Origin of the sequence: Methylocella silvestris (genome assembly GCF_002891535.1) — a bacterium.
GTDB lineage: Bacteria > Pseudomonadota > Alphaproteobacteria > Rhizobiales > Beijerinckiaceae > Methylocapsa > Methylocapsa silvestris_A.
The window spans coordinates 140,546-157,877 of record NZ_PDZR01000004.1 but is presented as its reverse complement, the minus strand read 5'-3'; the positions used below and the strand labels follow the sequence as shown (position 1 = coordinate 157,877).

The window sequence follows — 17,332 nt, the reverse complement described above, 5'->3', positions numbered from 1 at the left end:
GCCGAAGGCCTCAGCGCGTCACTCGCCGCCGCCGCGCGAGTGGCGCTGGCCTGCAAGATGGGGGTCGATCGCCTGCCAGTCGCCATCGTCGCCGAATTCGCTGCTCGAACTGATGGAAAGCAACTCGGCAAGACGACTGCGCGCGCGGTTGACGCGGCTTTTCATGGTGCCTACAGCGCAGCCGCAAACGCCGGCCGCCTCCTCATATGAGAGGCCCGAGCCGCCAATGAGGATCAAAGCCTCGCGCTGATCTGTTGGCAAATGCTGTAGGGCTTCGCGAAAATCGAGCATGTCCATATGGCTGTTTTGCGCGGGAGCCGTCGCCAGCTTGCCGGCAATGGAGCCATCGGAATCGGCCACTTCGCGGCGCCGCTTGCGATATTCCGAATAATAGATGTTGCGCAAAATGGTGAACAACCACGCCCTGAGATTTGTGCCCTCGACGAAAGAATTGAGCTTGCTCCAGGCCTTGACCAGCGTTTCCTGGACGAGATCGTCGGCGCGGTCGAGGTTGCCGCACAGAGAGACTGCAAAAGCGCGCAAATTGGGGATCACGGCAAGCATGTCCGACGTCATCTGGGCGCTAACAGCGCTGGTCGTCGGCGTCTCGGTCAGATCGTCTTCCTGCTCCAGAAGATCCTTTTGATCAACTGTCACGGCGCGCCCTTCTTAAACTGCGCGCCGCCGGCGCTTTCGAGCTGGCGCAACAGGTCAAAAAATCGGTCCGGGACCGGCTGGGAGAGAACGTCGTTATAAACACTGCGAAGACTGACGCCGATCTCGTCGGCCATTTTTGCAGGCGTCCGTGTTTTGACCGGGACGACGCGTCCGGGGGCGCAAACACCATAGCTGACGGGCCCTGCCTCCGGCTTGATATCCTCCTCCGCCGCGTCCCCGCCATTCAGCGCGCCTACGCCAGCCTTCGTCATTTTCGTCACTCGATCACCCTTGCTGCTGGTCTAAGCGGTCGCCCTGGTTCGCAACGCCGCCATTTTATTGCCCCGGCTTTTAAATACGATGCATTGATTCCTGACAGCTATTCGGCCGATATTCTGAAAAACTTGGCGCGCGGCCGCAAAAGGCGGTAACTTGCCAAGTCTCGGCGCAAAACGTCTTGCGCCGCACAAAGTTCCCCGTTTCGGGAACCATTTCGCAAGGCCTTGCATTTTCCAACGGGCCGCGCGAAGCGGAGTAAATTGTCCACAGGGGCGTTTTTAAATGTCAATATCTCAGGCAATCTCCTCGCATATTCCCTATCTGCGCAGGTTCTCCCGCGCCCTGACGGGATCGCAGGCGGGCGGAGATGCTTACGTTCTTGCAACGCTTGAGGCGATTGTCGCGGACCCGAGCGAATTTGAAGATGAACCCGATGTGCGCACGGTCCTCTACCGGCTTTTTCTCAAGGTCTGGAGTTCGGTGTCGGTCAATGATCACGTCGATGAGGTGGGATTTACCGGCGACGAGATCGGTGCGCATCGCAATCTCGAGGCGATCACGCTGCGGCCGCGCATCGCCTTTCTGCTAAGTTCGCTTGAGGGATTCACGACCGAAGAAGTCGCTGCGACGCTCGACTGCCCGATCGAGGAGGCCGCTAGCCTGATCGATGCCGCCGGCAAGGAAATCGCAAACCAGATTCGGACGGACGTCGTCATCATCGAGGACGAGCCCTTTATCGCACTGGATCTTCAGACGCTGGTGGAGGAGCAGGGCCATCGTGTGATCGCGGTCGCGCGCACGCATAGGGAAGCGGTTGAGGCCGTCAACAAGGAGCGGCCCGGGTTAATTCTGGCCGATATACAGCTCGCCGACGGCAGCTCCGGCCTCGAGGCGGTCAATGAAATTCTCGGGTCGTTCTCCGTACCCGTGATCTTCATCACGGCCTATCCGGAGCGGTTTCTGACAGGCGCGCCGCCGGAGCCCGCCTTCCTGATCACCAAGCCTTTTGGCGTCGACAGTCTGAAGGCGGTAATCAGCCAGGCGCTGTTCTTCGATCGCAGATCGCATCGCAAGGAAGAACAGGCCTCGAAGGGCGCGCTGGTCTGAGCGGGTTGATAACGGCAACGCCAAAAAGCCGATGCGGGAGCATCGGTTTTTTGGTCGCATTGTGTCTGGCGGATCAGAGAAGCTTGCGTTTCGCCCCCAAGGTGCGGCCGAGAAACACGCCAGCCCCCACAGCCATCACCACTAGCGAATAGGGGCCGAGTTGCTTGGCGACCTCGGCGCCAGCTGCGACCGCTTTCGCCTCCTTTTGCATACCCGCTTCGCGGAGCGCGTCGAGGACCGGCGTTGCGATCGCGTCGAGGTTTGCGGAAAATTGCGCCGCGGTGGGAGGCGCCGCCGCGGATTGTGAATGGAGCAGGGTCGTCGGGTCCGGCTCCATGAGCGCTGCAATCCCCTGTGCAGGGGGTACTGATTGCTGCAAAGGCGCCGGACGCCGCAGCGCGAGCGAGAAAAACAACAGGGCGAAAACAACATAGACGCCGGCTATGCTGCCGGCGGCTACAATCGGACTTGAAATGTTCTCGATGTAGAGGAACAAGTCCACTGTCAAAAAGGCGGAGGCTGCGATCACGCAGCCGACCGCCATGATGATGAGAGCGAATGTCTTGACGAGCCGGCCGAGCATGTCTTCCAGCGGAGCCGTCGCGTCATGCGCCAGCCGCTTGATGAAGCTATTCACTTGCGGCCGCCGCTTATGAGACCAATGACGAGCCCGGCGCCGAGCGCGATCAGCACCGCCATCAAGGGGTTGCGTTCGATCGAAGCTTCGAGCTCGGAACTCGCGCCAGAGAGTTTCTCTTTCGCATCCGAGGCGTGACCGCTCAACTTCTGCCGGGCGGCGTCCATGGCCCCATAAACGCTATCTGTCGTCGCCGAAGCCTCGGCCTTGACGAGCTTCGCTACCGACGCCGTGAGCTTGGAAAGATCGTCGCGCAAGGCGGTGAGGTCAGCGGCAAAGTCCTTTGAAGCGTCCTCGAGCGATTTCGTGTCGGTCATGTTATCTCCGTGCTGTTTCCTGAGCGCCAAGCAGTCGCCCCAAATATTGCTGGATTATTGGCCGGGGAATTGATCGATATCAATCCCGCGCCGCGCGTTTAGAAGCCCCCGCGCGTCAAGATCACGCTGACGAGCTCCACCGCGACAACGCCGGCGACAGCATGGCCCGGCTGCAGGCCCAGGACGGAATAGCGCCGTCCAGCGTCAAGACCGGGATGGATATGAAGAATTGCCTTCAGCGACACACGCGGAACTCCCAGCGCTCTTCCCAATCCAAAATGAACTCGACGTCTTATTGAATGGTTCCTCGCGCCGGCCAGACGGTCAAGCGCTGCGAAGCGGCATGTTGGTCGGGTCCGCGGGATCGCCCGGCGGCGGATCGGTGATCGGCGGGAGGGGCAGGTCGCCGGGGTTGTCGACCGGGAGCGGAGCGGGATCTGGAGCCGGAATATCTGGGCCTGGAGGCGGGGGAAAATTTCCGGGCGTAACATCCGGCTGCGGTTCGGGACCGGGAGGCTTTGGCGCTTGTTGCAATGTGAGCGCGCTTTCAAGAGGCAAGACGATGTCCTTATTGTGCAGCGACAAAGAGAGAGCACCGCTAACGTGCGCCTGCCTCGGCGGTTCCTGTCTCGGGTCCGGTGGTTGAACGCCGGCGAAAACCCCAATTGCAAAATGAACCTTATGCCGCTTCGCGCTTTTCCTTGCCAGTTTCAACCCGAAACAGATGTGAGAAGCGACCATGCCCATTAAATCGATGAATGACCTTTTTCTCCACACGCTCAAGGATATCTATTACGCCGAGCGACAGATCTACAAATCGCTGCCTAAAATGGCAAAAGGCGTAGACTCGCCGGAGCTCAAGCAGGCTTTTGAGAAGCACCGCGGCGAGACGGAGCAGCAAATCGAGAGGTTGGAGACGATCTTTGAAAGCTGCGGCGTTGCGGCGCGCGGCATCCGCTGTGAGGCGATGGACGGAATTCTTGCCGAGGGCAAGGAAGCTTTGGAAGATATCGACGACAAGGAAGTTCGTGACGCCAGCGTTCTCGCCGCGGCGCAGACGGTCGAGCATTACGAGATCGCCCGTTATGGCGCCTTGATCGCCTGGGCCGAGCAACTTGGCATGCAGGAGGCGGCTGGGCTGTTGCGCCAGACCCTGGACGAAGAAAAGAAAACTGACGCCGCTCTGTCAAAGCTTGCGGTGCAGAGCGTCAATAAAGCAGCGGCTTAACCGGCGACCGCTTAGGGGCGAGCGGCGCCTTGGTCGGCAGACATAGCGGAAAGGCGGCGGCGATGGATCAACACCCCTTCAAAAATCCCGCCTCTCCTGTTGTCAACCACAGGGCGGATCAGCGTCACCTGCTTCCCGAGGCGCCGGTCCGCTATCTGTTGCTCGGCGGGCTGGCGCTGGTGGCGCTGTCCGGCTTGATGATGTTTGTCGTTCAGTGAGGCGTACGCTCAACTGGCTCCCGCGAAGGAATGCGGGGCCGGACTGATCGGCGTCGTCGCCCCATTGTCGATTTGCAACACCGCAAGGCCGCGCTCGTTGGAGCCGTCGGGCAGGAAGCGAAAAACGCCGTCGGCTCCGTTGAAGCCGGACCGGTTGGTGAGGACGCTTTCCGAATAGCGCTGCGAACCTTGCGTATGGGCGAGCGCCGCCGCGAGTGAAACAGCGTCATATCCAAGGGTGGCGATGCGCGCCGGATCAGAGCCATATTTTGCCGCATAGCGGGTCGAAAAGGCGTTATAGCCGCCGTTTTCCGGAGCGGAAAACCAGGCCCCCTGCAGCGCCGGCAGCTTCAATACACGCGCATCGTTCCAAAGGCCGGTGCCGAGGATCTGGACTTGCTTGGAGTTCAATCCCGCCGCCGTCAGCGCCTGAGACACCGCCGGCATGGCGTCGGCCTGCTCGGGGATGAACAGCGCGTCGATCTGATCCCCGAGCGCAGCGATTTTTTGGATCGAGGCGGCAAGCGTTTGCGCCTGAAAATGTTCGATCGTCATCACGCGAACGCCGTTGCGCGCCGCCGCTTGTTGAAACGCGGCTTCAGCCACGCGGCCGTAATCATTCTGCGGGATGAGCGCCGCCATAGATTTCTTGCCGCGTGAAGCGGCATAATCGACAATGCGATTGACGTAGGAATCAACCAGGAACGACAACAGATAGACGCCGCTGCCGCCGGTTGATGAGTCGGTCGAAAAGGCGATCACCGATTTTCCGGCGCCGCGCGCGACCCGCCCGACTTCCCGCACGTCCGGCGCGAACAGCGGCCCGACGATGAGATCCGCGCCTTCGGCCACCGCCTCCTGCGCGGCGATCCGCGCCCCATCCTGCGTCGAGCGGTCGTCCTTCACGATCAGGGTCAGATCATTGCCGCCGGCCTCGTTCAGCGCGAGTTCGGCCGCGTTGCGCAGCGACGCGCCGACGACGCTGGGGCTTCCCGACGTCTGAGTCAGAGGCAGCACCAAGGCGACCTTGACCGGGCCGGAGCCGATCCGCTCCCCCTGGGCGCTGGGCGGCGCGACCGGCTGGCTGGCGATCGTGTCGGAAGGCGCGCGCACGACAGGGCCGCCCGACGGGCCGCAGGCCGCAAGGCCAAAGGCAAGCGCGGCAGCGCCGAAAAGTGCGAGGGGAAGGCGCCGTTGGGATAGCCGCGGCCAGGCGTTCATGCGCGGTCTCCGGCAATGGTCCTGGACGCGCGGCCCGGCTGAGTCTGACGGCTGGGGTTGATCATCAGTTGCAGTCGCTTCACTCACGTTTTTCAGCCGGCGGATGCGCTGGCGGAAAGAAAGCCTAAAATTGTGTTAGCATAAATTCGGACGCTCGTTTCAGTCATAAAATCGCCGCGCGGGCAACCCGGCTCAAAGCGCTTTCTTGCCAAATGCGCGCCGACGTTCTATAAATAGAACGAAAGAATGTTTTAAAGAACGACAGTGCTTTTTTTACGGCAGGATGGGCCATGAGCCTCAGCGACAGAGAACGCAAAAGCGCTGATTTTCGCGCTGATGCGGCTGCAAAGCCGGATAGCGGGGCCTCCAGCGCATTCACCGCCTTCGGACTTCGTGCGGAGGCTGAGCCGATCCGCAAGGGCCTGCATGTCGTCGCCACGCCGATCGGCAACCTCGGCGACATCTCCTTCCGTGCACTGGCGACGCTTGCCGCCGCCGACGCCGTCGTCGCCGAAGACACGCGCGTGACGAAAACGCTGCTCGCCCATTACGGCATCGCGACGCCCCTCGTCGCCTATCATGAGCACAATGCGGCGGTCATGCGCCCGCATCTGCTTGCCCGGCTTGCCGGCGGCGGCGCGCTCGCCCTCGTCTCCGACGCCGGAACGCCGCTCGTCTCCGACCCCGGCTATCGCCTGGTCGCCGATGCGCTGGCGCAGAATATCGAGGTCATCTCGGTCCCCGGGGCCTCCGCCGTGCTCGCCGCGCTTGTGGTGGCCGGCCTGCCGACGGACCGGTTTTTCTTTGAAGGCTTCCTGCCGCCGAAATCAGCGGCGCGGCGCCAACGCATCGCCGAACTCGCGCCTATTCCAGGAACCCTGGTGTTCTTCGAATCGCCGCGCCGGATCGTCGAGACAGTGGCCGATCTTGCCGCAGTGCTTGGTCCGCGCGACGCAGCGCTCGCTCGCGAACTCACCAAATATTACGAGACGGTGCGCCGCGCTCCCCTGCCGGAGCTTGCCGCCGCGCTTCAGTCAGAAGGACCGCCGAAGGGCGAGATCGTGTTGCTTGTTGGCCCGCCCGACGCCCGCGCCGTGTCTGACAATCAGGATGAAATCGACGCGCGGTTGACGGACGCGCTTCAGACGCTTTCGGTCAAGGACGCCGCGGCGATCGTCTCGGCGGCAACCGGCCAGCCGCGCCGCAAGGTCTATGCCAGGGCAATCGAATTGACGGGCTCGTCGGAATCGCGAAACAAGACGGGCGAAAAGACAGATTGATTTTGGCGACGCCATGCCCGGACCCGACAGCATGACCAAAGCTATGCGTTTGGCGCGGGCTTCGCCCGGCCGGCGCGCGCGTTAACGCCATGCGTGATGCGGACGACCGGCGCGCCGCGCTGTGGCAAGGCAGGATGGCCGAGCGGGCGGCGATCCTCGCTCTGCGCCTGAAGCGTTACGCGATCCTTGAGCGCGGCTACCGCATTCATGGCGGCGAGATCGACATCATCGCGCGGCGCGGCGACACGATCGCTTTCGTCGAGGTCAAGGCGCGCCCAACCATGGATGGCGCGCTGCAGGCGATCACGTCGCAGAAACGGAGGCGCATTTGCAGGGCGGCGAGGGTCTGGCTGGCGGCGCATCCCCAGGCAGCGGCGATGACCTTGCGCGGCGATGCGGTGTTCGTCGCGCCATGGCGCTGGCCGCGTCATGTCGTCGCCGCGGTCGAGCTTGATTTCGGTTAATCTCTTACCGACTTTACTGGCGGAAAAACGATCAATCACTAGACTACGGAAGACTTCCGTCTTGGAGCGGGCGAACACGGATGCAGACGCTTGAAAGGGATGGAATCAAGAAGGTTGCGCCGTCCTCGTTCGCGGCGGGGCAGGCGATCGCCGTCGATCTCATCGCCGTGACTGTCGCCGTGACCAACGGCGACCCGCGCGTGCTGACTATCGAGGACGAGGGCGCGCTGCCCTCCGGGCCGTTCCAGGTCGGCCACCGCTCGCTGCAATCGGGGCTGCGCGCCTGGGTCGAGAGGCAGACCAGCCTGCCGCTCGGTTATATGGAGCAGCTTTACACCTTCGCCGACAGGGACCGCGCCGGCGTCGAGCAGCAGGTGATCTCGATCAGTTATCTCGGGCTGACGCGCGAGCAGCGCGCCTCAGGCGAGAGCGAGGCGGGCTGGGGCAGCTGGTACGCCTATTTTCCCTGGGAGGATCACCGCATCGGGACGCCTGCGATGATTGCGCGAGAGCTTGAGCCGCGCCTGCGCGACTGGATCGAGGCGGCGCGCGAGCTGGAGCAGCGCCAGACCAGGCTGCAGCGCGCCTCGATCACGTTTGGGCTCGACGGGCGGCCCTGGAACGAAGACCTCGTATTGCAGCGCTATGAGCTTTTGTTCGAGGCGGGCCTTATCGCTGAATCGGGACCGGCCTCGGCCCTGCCGGGACGGGCGGCGACGACAGGCGGTCGCCCGATGATCCTCGATCATCGCCGCATTCTCGCCACCGGCATCGCGCGGCTGCGAGCGAAAATCAAATATCATCCTGTCGTGTTCGAGCTGATGCCCGAGACTTTTACGCTGTTGCAGCTACAGCGCTGTGTCGAGGCGCTGGCTGGCCGGCTGGTGCATAAGCAGAATTTTCGTCGTCTCATCGAGCAGCAGGAGCTCGTCGAGGAAACCGGCCAAGCCGCTCAAGATACAGGGGGAAGGCCGGCCAAATTGTTTCGATTCCGGCGCGCCGTCTTCACCGAACGGGCGATCGTCGGCACCAAGCTTCCGATCTCCAAGGCTTGACAAATCTTATACTCATCCCCAGCATATGATACAATAATGCTCACAGGGAGTATAAGCCTATGGCTTCGCCGGCGGAAGTATTGCGTTCAACGATTCGCGGCGAAGGTCACTCCTTTACGCCCAAACCCCAAGCGCCCTCTGCGCGCGACCTTTATGCCAAGGTCAGCCACGCCGTGCCGGCGATCGAGTGGCCAGTCTATGCCGCCGAGATCGACGCTATCATGACACTGAAGCGCACGCGCAACGCCGTCGTGTTGGCGCATAATTATCAGACGCCGGAAATTTTTCACTGCGTATCGGATATCGTCGGCGATAGCCTTGCCCTGGCGCGGGAAGCGATGACCGTCGACGCCGACGTCATTGTGCTCGCCGGCGTGCATTTCATGGCCGAGACGGCGAAACTCCTCAATCCGAGCAAGACTGTGCTGATCCCTGACTTGGGGGCTGGCTGCTCGCTCGCCGACTCGATCACGCCGACAGATGTCCGGCGCCTGCGCGCAGCCTATCCCGGCGTCCCGGTCGTCACTTATGTCAACACCTCGGCCGCAGTGAAGGCCGAATCCGATATCTGCTGCACCTCCGGCAACGCCAAGGCCGTCGTTGAATCGCTGGGCGTCGACCGCGTCATCATGCTGCCGGACGAATTTCTTGCTCGCAACATCGCGGCGCAGACGGACGTCAAGATCATCACCTGGTCCGGCCATTGCGAGGTGCATGAGCTGTTTACCGCGCAGGAGGTGCGCGATCTGCGCGAGGATTACCCCGGCGTCGTCGTGCTGGCCCATCCCGAATGCGCCCCCGAAGTCGTGGCGGAGGCTGATTTTTCCGGCTCGACCGCGGCGATGCAGGCCTATGTCTCGCGGGAGCGTCCGGCCAAACTGGTGCTCCTCACCGAATGCTCGATGAGCGACAATATCGCCGTGCTGCACCCGGATCTCGACTTCGTGCGGCCCTGCAATCTCTGCCCGCATATGAAGAAGATCACGCTGCGCAACATCAGGCGCTCGCTGGAGACGATGCAGCACGCGGTCGAGATCGACCCGAGCGTCGCCGACCGGGCCCGGCTGGCGGTCGAACGCATGCTGGCGGTCAAATAGCCCGCTGCGCGGTTTCGGCTCGTCTCTCAAAATCAGATCATGGCAGGTCAATCACGATGGACGCGACAGGCGCTTGCATCATCATAGGCGGCGGGCTCGCCGGCCTTTCGGCGGCGCTCGCGCTCGCGCCGGCCCCGGTAATCCTCCTCAGCAAAGCGCAGCTTGGAACGGAAGCCTCGAGCGTGCTGGCGCAGGGCGGCGTCGCCGCCAGCGTCGGGCCTGACGACGATCTGGCCTTGCATCTTGCCGATACGCTGAAGGCGGGCGACGGCCTTTGCGACGCCGTGGCGGCGAAGGCCATTCTCGCCGCGGCGCCGGCGGCGATCGAAAATCTGCTAAAGCTCGGCGCGCCCTTCGACCGTGACGCCGAAGGACGCCTGATGCTCGGCCTCGAGGCGGCGCATTCGCGCCGGCGCATCGTCCACGCCGGCGGCGATGGGAGCGGTCGCGAAATCATGCGGGCAATGGTCGCCCGCGCGCGCAACACGCCTTCGATCACCTTGCTCGAAGGCGTCGAAGCGCATCGCCTCATTGTCGAGGATGGCGCCGTCGCGGGCATTGTCGCAGAAGCCGAGGGCGAGCCGCTGCTGATCGCCTGCAACAGCGTCGTGATTGCAACGGGCGGCGTCGGCGGGCTCTATCTACATGGCACCAATCCGGCCGGATCGTTTGGCTCGGGACTCGTGCTCGCGGCGCGGGCCGGGGCGGAGATGGCCGACCTCGAATTCGTGCAATTTCATCCGACCGCGCTCGACAGCGATGAGTTTCCGCTAAAGCTCATCAGCGAAACCGTGCGCGGCGAAGGCGCTGTCCTCGTTGATGAGCGCGGCCACAGATTCATGGCGCAGACGCCGGGCAAAGAACTGGCGCCGCGGGATATCGTCGCCCGGGCGGTGTTCGCGCAACTGACGGCAGGTCATCGCGTCTTCCTCGACGCGAGGGAAGCCGTCGGCTCCCGTTTTGCGGAAAAATTCCCCGCGATCACCGGCTTCTGCCACGCCATGGGCATAGATCCCGCGACGCAGCCAATTCCGATCCGCCCGGCGGCGCATTACCATATGGGCGGGATCAAGGTGGATCTTGCCGGCCGCAGTTCCATCGAAGGACTTTGGGCCTGCGGGGAAGCGGCCTGCACCGGACTTCACGGAGCGAACCGGCTCGCCAGCAATTCGTTGCTCGAGGCGGTTGTCTGCGGCGGTTTCGTCGCCGAGAACGTCGCGGCGACGAGCCCGACGCGCCGGCGCAAGCTGTCACAGCATCTGCTGCAGATTGTCCCCCAAAATCCCGCGCCGGTGCGTAAAATCATGTCGCGCGCCGTCGGCGTGCTGCGCGAACGCGATGGCCTGCGCCGCGCCGCAGGCGCGCTGCTGGCCTTGTCGCGCACCGATGCGGCGGCGAGCGATGCGGCGAGCGTCGGCCTGATGATCGCCGTTGCGGCGCTGCGGCGGCAGGAAAGCCGCGGCGCCCATGCGCGAATCGATTATCCCGGCCTTGCGGCGGCCCCGCGCCGATCTACGCTGCGGCTTGACGAAGCGGTGCGGGCGGCCGAGGAATTCCTTCCCGAAATGGCCGATTGAAATTCGTCCCAGACATGGTGTGAGATGAGCCCTGCGCGATGCTAGCGCCGCTGCCAAGATTGTTGATCGAACCGCTCGTTCGCGGCTCCCTGCTGGAAGATCTTGGTCAGGCGGGCGACGTCACCTCGAACGCCATCGCTCCGGCGAGCCTTAACATGCGCGCGGTTCTCGCAGCCCGGCAGCAGGGAGTCGTGGCGGGCCTCGACCTTGCGCGGCTGGCTTTTGAGCTGATCGATCCGCGCATCTTTGTCCGCATTGAGCGTCAGGACGGCTCCAGCGTCGCGGCGGGCGACCGGATTGCGGTCATCACCGGGCCGGCGCGCGGCGTCCTTGCCGCGGAGCGGACGGCGCTGAATTTTCTCTCTCATCTCAGCGGCGTCGCCACCGCCACGGCCTCTGTGGTCGCGGCGGTCAAGGGATACAAGGCCAGGATCGTCTGCACGCGGAAGACGACTCCCGGGCTGAGGGCGGTCGAGAAATATGCCGTGCGCGCCGGCGGCGGCGCGAACCATCGCTTCGGCCTCGACGACGCGCTATTGATCAAGGACAATCACGTCGCTATCGCCGGCGGCGTCGCCGAGGCGTTGCGGCGCGCGAAAGCGGCCGCCGGACATCTCGTCAAGATCGAGCTTGAGGTCGATACGCTGCAACAGCTGATCGAGGCGATGGAGGAGGGCGTCGACGTGGTCCTGCTCGACAATATGACCCCCGACATGCTGACGGAGGCCGTCAGGATCGTCGCGGGGCGGGCCGTCACAGAAGCGTCAGGACGCATAACCACCGCGTCGGCCCCTGCCGTCGCGGCGTCCGGGGTCGACGTCATCTCGCTCGGCTGGCTGACGCATAGCGCGCCGATCCTCGACATCGGGCTCGATTTCGAGCCCTGAGCCGTGGCGCTGGCTTACTCCGCGGGAGCGAGTTCGAAGTCGATCGGCGCGAAGTCGTCGAAGGGCGTCAGCGTCCCGACGGCCGCCGGCGCGAAAGCGCTGCGGCCTTCCTGAACCGTCTCGAGCGGCGTGACACCAAGCATCGGCTGGGCATATTGGACTTCGGCGATAAGAAGCGGAAATTCAATCTGGGCCGAGGCCGCGCCGGCTGCCAGGGCGAAGGCGCTAAAAGCGGCGGCGAAAAGACCTTTTTTCATGGCGTTCTCCAGACTGCAACATGGCGCTAGCTTTACAATGCGGGCATGCATGAAAAGTTCCCCGCTGACGGCCGGGGCGTCAGGAAATTCTGCTGTCCGCGCGCCCGCGCTTCGCGAGAGTCATTGACGTCACAGGAGCGGCCGTGATTAGTTGCCGCCATGGGGTTGATCGCGATTACCCCGTGAGGCGTCAGCCCAAAGATCGCGTCCATGCTCCCTTAAAAGGGTTGGACGCCGATGCCCTCGAATACAGAAATTACCCCCTCGCAGCTGTCTCGGCTCGTCGGTTTGCCGACCGCGCCGACGATCGTTGACATCCGCACGGAGGAGAATTTCGCCTCCGACCCCCGCCTGCTGCCTGCTTCGCGCCGCCGTGACGCGCGGATGATCGACGCCATCGCCAAAGAGCTGATCGGCCGTGACGTCGTTGTAGTCTGTCAGCAAGGATCGGATCTAAGTCAGGGTGCGGCCGCCTGGCTGCGTCAGGCCGGCGTTAACGCCTGGCGCGCGAGCGGCGGCCTCCTTGTCAGAACCGGCAAACTGCCGCCGGCCGACGCCGCCGGTCGAACCCTATGGGTGACGCGGGCGCGGCCGAAGGTCGACCGCATCGCCTGCCCTTGGCTCATTCGCCGCTTCGTCGATCCGGGCGCCGTCTTTCTCTTTGTTGCAGCCTCCGAGGTCAGCGCCGTGGCCGAGCGCTTCAACGGCGCGGCTTTCGACGTCGACAATGTGTTTTGGAGTCATCGCGGCGAACGATGCGCTTTCAATACGATGATCGAGGAATTCGGCCTGAAATCCGAGCCGCTCGCGCGGCTGGCGACGATCGTGCGGGCGGCCGATACCGCCCGGCTCGATCTCGCGCCGGAAGCGCCGGGCTTTCTTGCCGCTTCGCTCGGACTGTCGCGCATGTTCCGCGACGATCTCGAGCAGCTCGAGGCGGGATTGCTTCTTTATGACGCCTTCTATCGCTGGTCGCGCGATGCGACCGACGAGACGCATAACTGGCCGCCCGGCCGGAAATCGGCGTGAGGAAGGCGAGCATGTCCATCACGTTCGGACCACGGGAAACAATCGCTCCGCCCGCGCCTCCGACTTTTGCGGAGGCTGCGAGGGTCTGGGCCAAAATAGGCCTTCTCAGCTTCGGCGGCCCAGCCGGCCAGATCGCGCTGATGCACAAGGAGCTTGTCGAGGAGCGCCGCTGGATCGGCGAACAGCGCTTTCTGCATGCTCTCAACTACTGCATGTTGCTGCCGGGTCCCGAGGCGCAGCAGCTTGCTGTCTACATCGGCTGGCTGATGCACCGCACACCGGGCGGTCTTGTCGCTGGCGTGTTGTTCGTGCTGCCCGGCGCTGTTGTGATGCTCGTCCTCAGCATGATCTACGCGCTCTATCGCAAGGCGCCTTTGGTCGACGCGCTCTTCTTCGGCGTGAAGGCGGCGGTGCTTGCGATCGTCGTCGAGGCGATGCTGCGAATCGCCCGCCGCGCGTTGAAGAACCGGGCGATGGTCGTGATCGCCGCCGCCGCCTTTCTTGGCCTCTATGTGTTTCATATTCCATTCCCGCTCATCATTTTGGCCGCCGGCGCCCTTGGCTGGATCGGCGCGCGCTACGCTCCCGCGCTCTTCATGACCGGCGGACAGGGTTCGGCGGATGCGGCGCGTGAACGCAAGGGGGTCGTCGACGGCATGTTCGAACGCGGCGAGATGGCTCACACGGAGCCCTCGCTCGGGCGAGCTTTAAGCGTTCTTTCCATTTGGCTGCCGATCTGGCTTGGTCCGGTCGCCGTGCTGTGGATTCTCACCGGCTGGTCCAGCGTTTGGACGCAGATCGGCGCCTTTTTCAGCTCGATGGCGGTCGTCACCTTCGGCGGCGCCTATGCGGTTCTGGCCTATGTCGCGCAGGCGGCGGTGATCGGCTTCGGCTGGCTTGCGCCCGGCGAAATGGTTGACGGCCTCGGCCTCGCCGAGACGACGCCGGGACCGCTGGTGATGGTGCTGCAATTCGTCGGCTTCCTCGCCGCCTACCGCGCACCGGGCGCGCTCGCCCCTCTCCTCGCCGGCGCCCTTGGCGCGTTGCTCACCAGCTGGGTGACTTTCGCGCCATGCTTCCTTTGGATCTTTCTCGGCGGCCCCTACGTCGAAGCGCTGCGCGACAACAAGCGGATTTCCGCCGCGCTGTCCGCCATTACAGCGGCCGTCGTCGGCGTCATCATGAATCTCGCCTTATGGTTTGCCTTGCACGTCGTCTTTCGTGAGGCGTGGCGCTTCGATTTTCACGGAATCAGCCCCGATCTGCCGGTGATCGCTTCGATCGACTGGCGCGCCGCCCTTCTGTCCGCGGCGGCGATGGTCGCGATGTTGCGGTTCAAGATCGGCATGGCGCCAACCCTTCTCGCCTGCGCGGTCGGCGGCGCCGTGCTTTTACGACTCACGGCGGCGGGCTGATCTTTCTATTTGGCCCCGTAGCGCCGGGCGATCAGATGATCCAGCGAAAAAATGCCTGGACCGCGCGCGATGACCACAAGGAAACAGGTCGCCCACACGCCATGCGTCGGCCACGCGTCGGGGTAGACGAAGATCTCAATGACCAGCGTCATCCCAAGCAAGGCGAGCGCGGAAAAGCGCGAGGCGAGGCCGATGACGAGCAGGAATGGAAAGAAATGCTCCGCGAAGGCCGAAAGATGCGCCGCGATCGACGGATCGATCAGGGGCAGCCGGTATTCGTCGCGAAACAAATCGACGGCGCTGTCGCTGAGACGCCAGCCATCGACCTTGGTCTCGCCGGACATCCAGAACACGGCGGCGGGAAACACGCGCGCGCAGAGCGAAAGAAAGGATTGCGGAATTTGGTTGAGAAGATCGATGAAGATCTGGATCGCGCGCACAGGTACGGCGGCCGGCTCGGAGATTCTATGCGAGATATCCATGAATTGTCTCCATCTGTTTGACGCCGTCCGCGGGGACGAGGAGTCCGCCGCCGATCAGACTGGCGATAATGAGAGCAAGGTCGAAGTCTTTCGCGCGAGCAGCGGCGCTGTCGGCGGCCTCGCCGAAACTCATGCCGCGCGCTAAAGCTTCGAGGAACGCCGCTGCGCCAGGCGGGGCGCGGCGGACCTCGACTTCGAGCCGCGGCCGCGCAACGAGAGCGGTTTCACAGCGCCAATCCTCGACCGCCGTCAGAGGCGCTTCGCCGGTGCAGCTTGCCCAGATGGTGACGATCGGAAACGCCGATTCGACAATCTCCAGCGAAGGATGCGGCGCGAGGCGCAGTCGCGCGAAATTCTCGGGATCAAGCGCCGCGAGGGATGACAATTCCAGCGGTTCGGCGTCGGCGGCGTGGTAGGCGCGGGTGCGCGCGGCCTCGAGGCGGGCGATATCGGCAAGATAGACGATCTCGGCGGCGGGCTCGAAGCGCGCGATGAAGCCCGGCAATTCGTCGCCATAGCGCATCATCAGCGGCGAACGCGGCGGCTGCGCCTTGATATAAAGACGCGCCATGGCGCGAAAAAATTCATCTCCGACGAGACGGCGCGTCGCCGGGAAACGCGCCTCAAGCGCGCCGATCAAACTCACCGCGACATTGTTGCGATAGACGCAGAAGCGTGTTGACGCCGCCGGCGCGGCATGAGCCGAAAGCATCGCGGGCGGCGTGACAAGGGGATCGCGCAGCGCGGCGGCGAAATCGCCCGCAACGCCAGACATGACGGACGTCATAACGCCCTCCGGTCAAGGCGCCGCGCGTAGCCGCGTTCGGCATGACGAAGCCGATCTTGCGCTTTCATCGCCTCGGCAAGCAGCAGGGGCCAGTCCGGAACGTCATTGTCCCATTCGATCAGCGTCGGCAGAGGCCCGGCTTGTTCGATTGTCCACTCGAACAGGGAGATGACTTCATCGGCCACCTGCGCCCCATGCGAATCGATGAGCAAAGGCGCGCCCGCCTCGCTGGCGTCGAAAAATCCGGCGAGATGAATCTCGCCGACGGCGATCAGCGGAAAGCTGGCGAGATAGCCGAGCGCCGACTCGCCGTGATTGCGCGCGCTGACAAACACATTGTTGAGGTCGAGCAGCAGGCCGCACCCCGTGCGCTGCGTGAGCTCAGTCAAAAATTCTGTTTCCGGAATGTCGCTTTGCGAAAAGCGGACATAGGTCGCCGGATTTTCGATGAGGATGCGCCGCCCGAGGGCGGTCTGCGTCTCGTCGACATGGGCGGCCACGACGGCGAGGGTTTCTTCCGTATAGGGCAGGGGCAGCAAATCGTTAAAATAGACGCCCCCATGCGATGACCAGGCAAGATGCTCTGAAAAGCTTTCCGGCTGATAGAGGGCGCAAAGCCGCCTCAAGCGGGCAAGGTGGTCACGGTCGAGCGGCTCGGGCGAGCCGATCGAAAGACCCACCCCATGCAGCGAAAGCGCGTAGCGCTCGCGCAGGAACCGCAGCTGCGCATGGGGAACGCCCCCCGCGCCCATGTAATTTTCGGCATGAACCTCGAAGAAGCCGAGCGGCTGCTGATCTGCTGCGATCGCGCCGAAATGCTCCGGCTTGAAGCCGACGCCGGCGCGCGCCGGCAGAAGCGCAGGCGAGGCGGAAATATAATTCATGGCGCGCTCCAAAGGATGCGGCGCGCGAAAACCTCCGCGCGCCGTTCAAGCCGCTTTTTCAGGATTTCGTTGGCATGAGCGAACCCGTCCCATGCGGCGTCTTGATTGTGTCGCAGGCGCCCTTGGCGACATATTTCCAGGCGCCGCCGTCATAATCGACCTTGGAGGTGCCGGCGCAGGAGGTTCCGGCGCCCGCCGCGCAATCATTGTGGCCTTTCAGGGAGACGCCGTAGCATTTGTCTTTTCCCGGCTGCTCCGCGGCGGGACCGGCCGAGGCCTGCGATGCGATAAGGGATAGAGCGGCGGCAAAAGCGCCGGCGAGAGCGGCGGCGGTCAAACTGGTGTTGGCGGACATGTTCGTTTCCTTTATCGAGAGGGACTGCCTGGGCGAAGCACCTTCGCCTTGCGACTTCATCTTCGCCTCTACGGCGCGGGGCGTTACACGGACGTCGTT

General features: G+C 63.6%; 22 protein-coding genes. 11 read left to right on the top strand and 11 right to left on the bottom strand.

All coding sequences use genetic code 11. The features are described from left to right. Positions 1 to 18 precede the first annotated feature (18 nt). Positions 19 to 576: a sigma-70 family RNA polymerase sigma factor gene (locus CR492_RS06395; protein ID WP_102842942.1), complete on the bottom strand. Its 558-nt coding sequence runs from the start codon at positions 574 to 576 to the stop codon at positions 19 to 21. A gap of 77 nt (positions 577 to 653) precedes the next feature. Then, complete coding sequence (locus tag CR492_RS21095; protein ID WP_245411988.1) at positions 654 to 791, bottom strand: NepR family anti-sigma factor; 138 nt, start codon at positions 789 to 791, stop codon at positions 654 to 656. 427 nt (positions 792 to 1,218) lie between these two features. On the opposite strand from CR492_RS21095, the gene CR492_RS06385 reads away from it, so the two are divergent. Next, a complete protein-coding gene (locus tag CR492_RS06385; protein WP_102842890.1) occupies positions 1,219 to 2,043 on the top strand; it encodes a response regulator in 825 nt (274 codons plus the stop codon). Between the two features lie 73 nt (positions 2,044 to 2,116). Here CR492_RS06385 and CR492_RS06380 read toward each other — a convergent pair whose 3' ends face one another. The 3 genes from CR492_RS06380 to CR492_RS20720 form a co-directional block, all read right to left on the bottom strand. Continuing rightward, positions 2,117 to 2,680 (bottom strand): hypothetical protein, encoded by a 564-nt coding sequence (locus tag CR492_RS06380; protein ID WP_102842889.1) that lies wholly within the window; start codon positions 2,678 to 2,680, stop codon positions 2,117 to 2,119. Further along, a complete protein-coding gene (locus tag CR492_RS06375) occupies positions 2,677 to 2,997 on the bottom strand; it encodes a DUF883 family protein (RefSeq protein WP_102842888.1) in 321 nt (106 codons plus the stop codon). The genes CR492_RS06380 and CR492_RS06375 overlap by 4 nt, the downstream gene beginning before the upstream one ends. 98 nt (positions 2,998 to 3,095) lie before the next feature. Next, a complete protein-coding gene (locus CR492_RS20720; RefSeq protein ID WP_180982452.1) occupies positions 3,096 to 3,242 on the bottom strand; it encodes a hypothetical protein in 147 nt (48 codons plus the stop codon). Between the two features lie 494 nt (positions 3,243 to 3,736). Between CR492_RS20720 and CR492_RS06365 the strand changes: the two genes are divergently transcribed. Further along, entirely contained in the window at positions 3,737 to 4,225 is a 489-nt protein-coding gene (locus CR492_RS06365; RefSeq protein WP_102842886.1) for a ferritin-like domain-containing protein, read from the top strand. 62 nt (positions 4,226 to 4,287) lie between these two features. Next, the gene (locus tag CR492_RS20715) at positions 4,288 to 4,443 is read left to right on the top strand and encodes a hypothetical protein (protein ID WP_180982451.1); all 156 of its coding nucleotides are present in this window, start codon (positions 4,288 to 4,290) and stop codon (positions 4,441 to 4,443) included. A gap of 9 nt (positions 4,444 to 4,452) precedes the next feature. On the opposite strand, the gene CR492_RS06355 is transcribed toward CR492_RS20715, so the two are convergent. After that, a complete protein-coding gene (locus CR492_RS06355) occupies positions 4,453 to 5,664 on the bottom strand; it encodes a penicillin-binding protein activator (protein WP_102842884.1) in 1,212 nt (403 codons plus the stop codon). A gap of 290 nt (positions 5,665 to 5,954) precedes the next feature. Here CR492_RS06355 and rsmI point away from each other — a divergent pair, with 290 nt between their 5' ends. From rsmI to nadC, 6 genes are all read left to right on the top strand, one after another. Beyond that, entirely contained in the window at positions 5,955 to 6,944 is a 990-nt protein-coding gene (gene rsmI, locus CR492_RS06350) for a 16S rRNA (cytidine(1402)-2'-O)-methyltransferase (protein ID WP_102842883.1), read from the top strand. Positions 6,945 to 7,033: 89 nt separating this feature from the next. Beyond that, positions 7,034 to 7,408 (top strand): YraN family protein, encoded by a 375-nt coding sequence (locus tag CR492_RS06345; RefSeq protein ID WP_102842882.1) that lies wholly within the window; start codon positions 7,034 to 7,036, stop codon positions 7,406 to 7,408. Between the two features lie 80 nt (positions 7,409 to 7,488). Further along, positions 7,489 to 8,463, top strand: a complete 975-nt coding sequence (locus tag CR492_RS06340; protein ID WP_180982450.1) for an NUDIX hydrolase — start codon at positions 7,489 to 7,491, stop codon at positions 8,461 to 8,463. Between the two features lie 59 nt (positions 8,464 to 8,522). Then, positions 8,523 to 9,560 carry a quinolinate synthase NadA gene (nadA, locus tag CR492_RS06335; protein ID WP_245411987.1) on the top strand — a complete coding sequence of 346 codons (1,038 nt, stop codon included), beginning with the start codon at positions 8,523 to 8,525 and terminating at the stop codon, positions 9,558 to 9,560. A 56-nt stretch (positions 9,561 to 9,616) separates the two neighbouring features. Beyond that, the gene (locus CR492_RS06330; protein ID WP_102842881.1) at positions 9,617 to 11,137 is read left to right on the top strand and encodes an L-aspartate oxidase; all 1,521 of its coding nucleotides are present in this window, start codon (positions 9,617 to 9,619) and stop codon (positions 11,135 to 11,137) included. Positions 11,138 to 11,175: 38 nt separating this feature from the next. After that, entirely contained in the window at positions 11,176 to 12,024 is an 849-nt protein-coding gene (nadC, locus tag CR492_RS06325) for a carboxylating nicotinate-nucleotide diphosphorylase (protein ID WP_102842880.1), read from the top strand. 14 nt (positions 12,025 to 12,038) lie between these two features. Here nadC and CR492_RS06320 read toward each other — a convergent pair whose 3' ends face one another. Continuing rightward, positions 12,039 to 12,281, bottom strand: coding sequence for a hypothetical protein (locus CR492_RS06320; RefSeq protein WP_102842879.1), 243 nt, complete (start codon positions 12,279 to 12,281; stop codon positions 12,039 to 12,041). Between the two features lie 237 nt (positions 12,282 to 12,518). On the opposite strand from CR492_RS06320, the gene CR492_RS06315 reads away from it, so the two are divergent. Both CR492_RS06315 and chrA read left to right on the top strand, forming a co-directional pair. Continuing rightward, positions 12,519 to 13,310 (top strand): chromate resistance protein ChrB domain-containing protein, encoded by a 792-nt coding sequence (locus tag CR492_RS06315; RefSeq protein ID WP_102842878.1) that lies wholly within the window; start codon positions 12,519 to 12,521, stop codon positions 13,308 to 13,310. 11 nt (positions 13,311 to 13,321) lie between these two features. After that, the gene (gene chrA / locus CR492_RS06310) at positions 13,322 to 14,725 is read left to right on the top strand and encodes a chromate efflux transporter (RefSeq protein ID WP_102842877.1); all 1,404 of its coding nucleotides are present in this window, start codon (positions 13,322 to 13,324) and stop codon (positions 14,723 to 14,725) included. A 5-nt stretch (positions 14,726 to 14,730) separates the two neighbouring features. Here the strand turns inward: chrA and CR492_RS06305 are convergent, their stop codons facing one another. Genes CR492_RS06305 through CR492_RS06290 form a run of 4 tightly spaced genes read right to left on the bottom strand, consistent with a single transcriptional unit; the run spans position 14,731 to position 17,233 of the window. Then, positions 14,731 to 15,207 (bottom strand): DoxX family protein, encoded by a 477-nt coding sequence (locus CR492_RS06305; RefSeq protein WP_102842876.1) that lies wholly within the window; start codon positions 15,205 to 15,207, stop codon positions 14,731 to 14,733. Then, a complete protein-coding gene (locus CR492_RS06300; protein WP_102842875.1) occupies positions 15,191 to 15,994 on the bottom strand; it encodes an HvfC/BufC N-terminal domain-containing protein in 804 nt (267 codons plus the stop codon). The genes CR492_RS06305 and CR492_RS06300 overlap by 17 nt, the downstream gene beginning before the upstream one ends. Further along, a complete protein-coding gene (gene bufB, locus CR492_RS06295; RefSeq protein WP_102842939.1) occupies positions 15,991 to 16,878 on the bottom strand; it encodes an MNIO family bufferin maturase in 888 nt (295 codons plus the stop codon). Before bufB ends, CR492_RS06300 begins: the two co-directional genes overlap by 4 nt. Positions 16,879 to 16,936: 58 nt before the next feature. Further along, positions 16,937 to 17,233, bottom strand: coding sequence for a BufA1 family periplasmic bufferin-type metallophore (locus CR492_RS06290; RefSeq protein ID WP_102842938.1), 297 nt, complete (start codon positions 17,231 to 17,233; stop codon positions 16,937 to 16,939). Positions 17,234 to 17,332 lie beyond the last annotated feature (99 nt).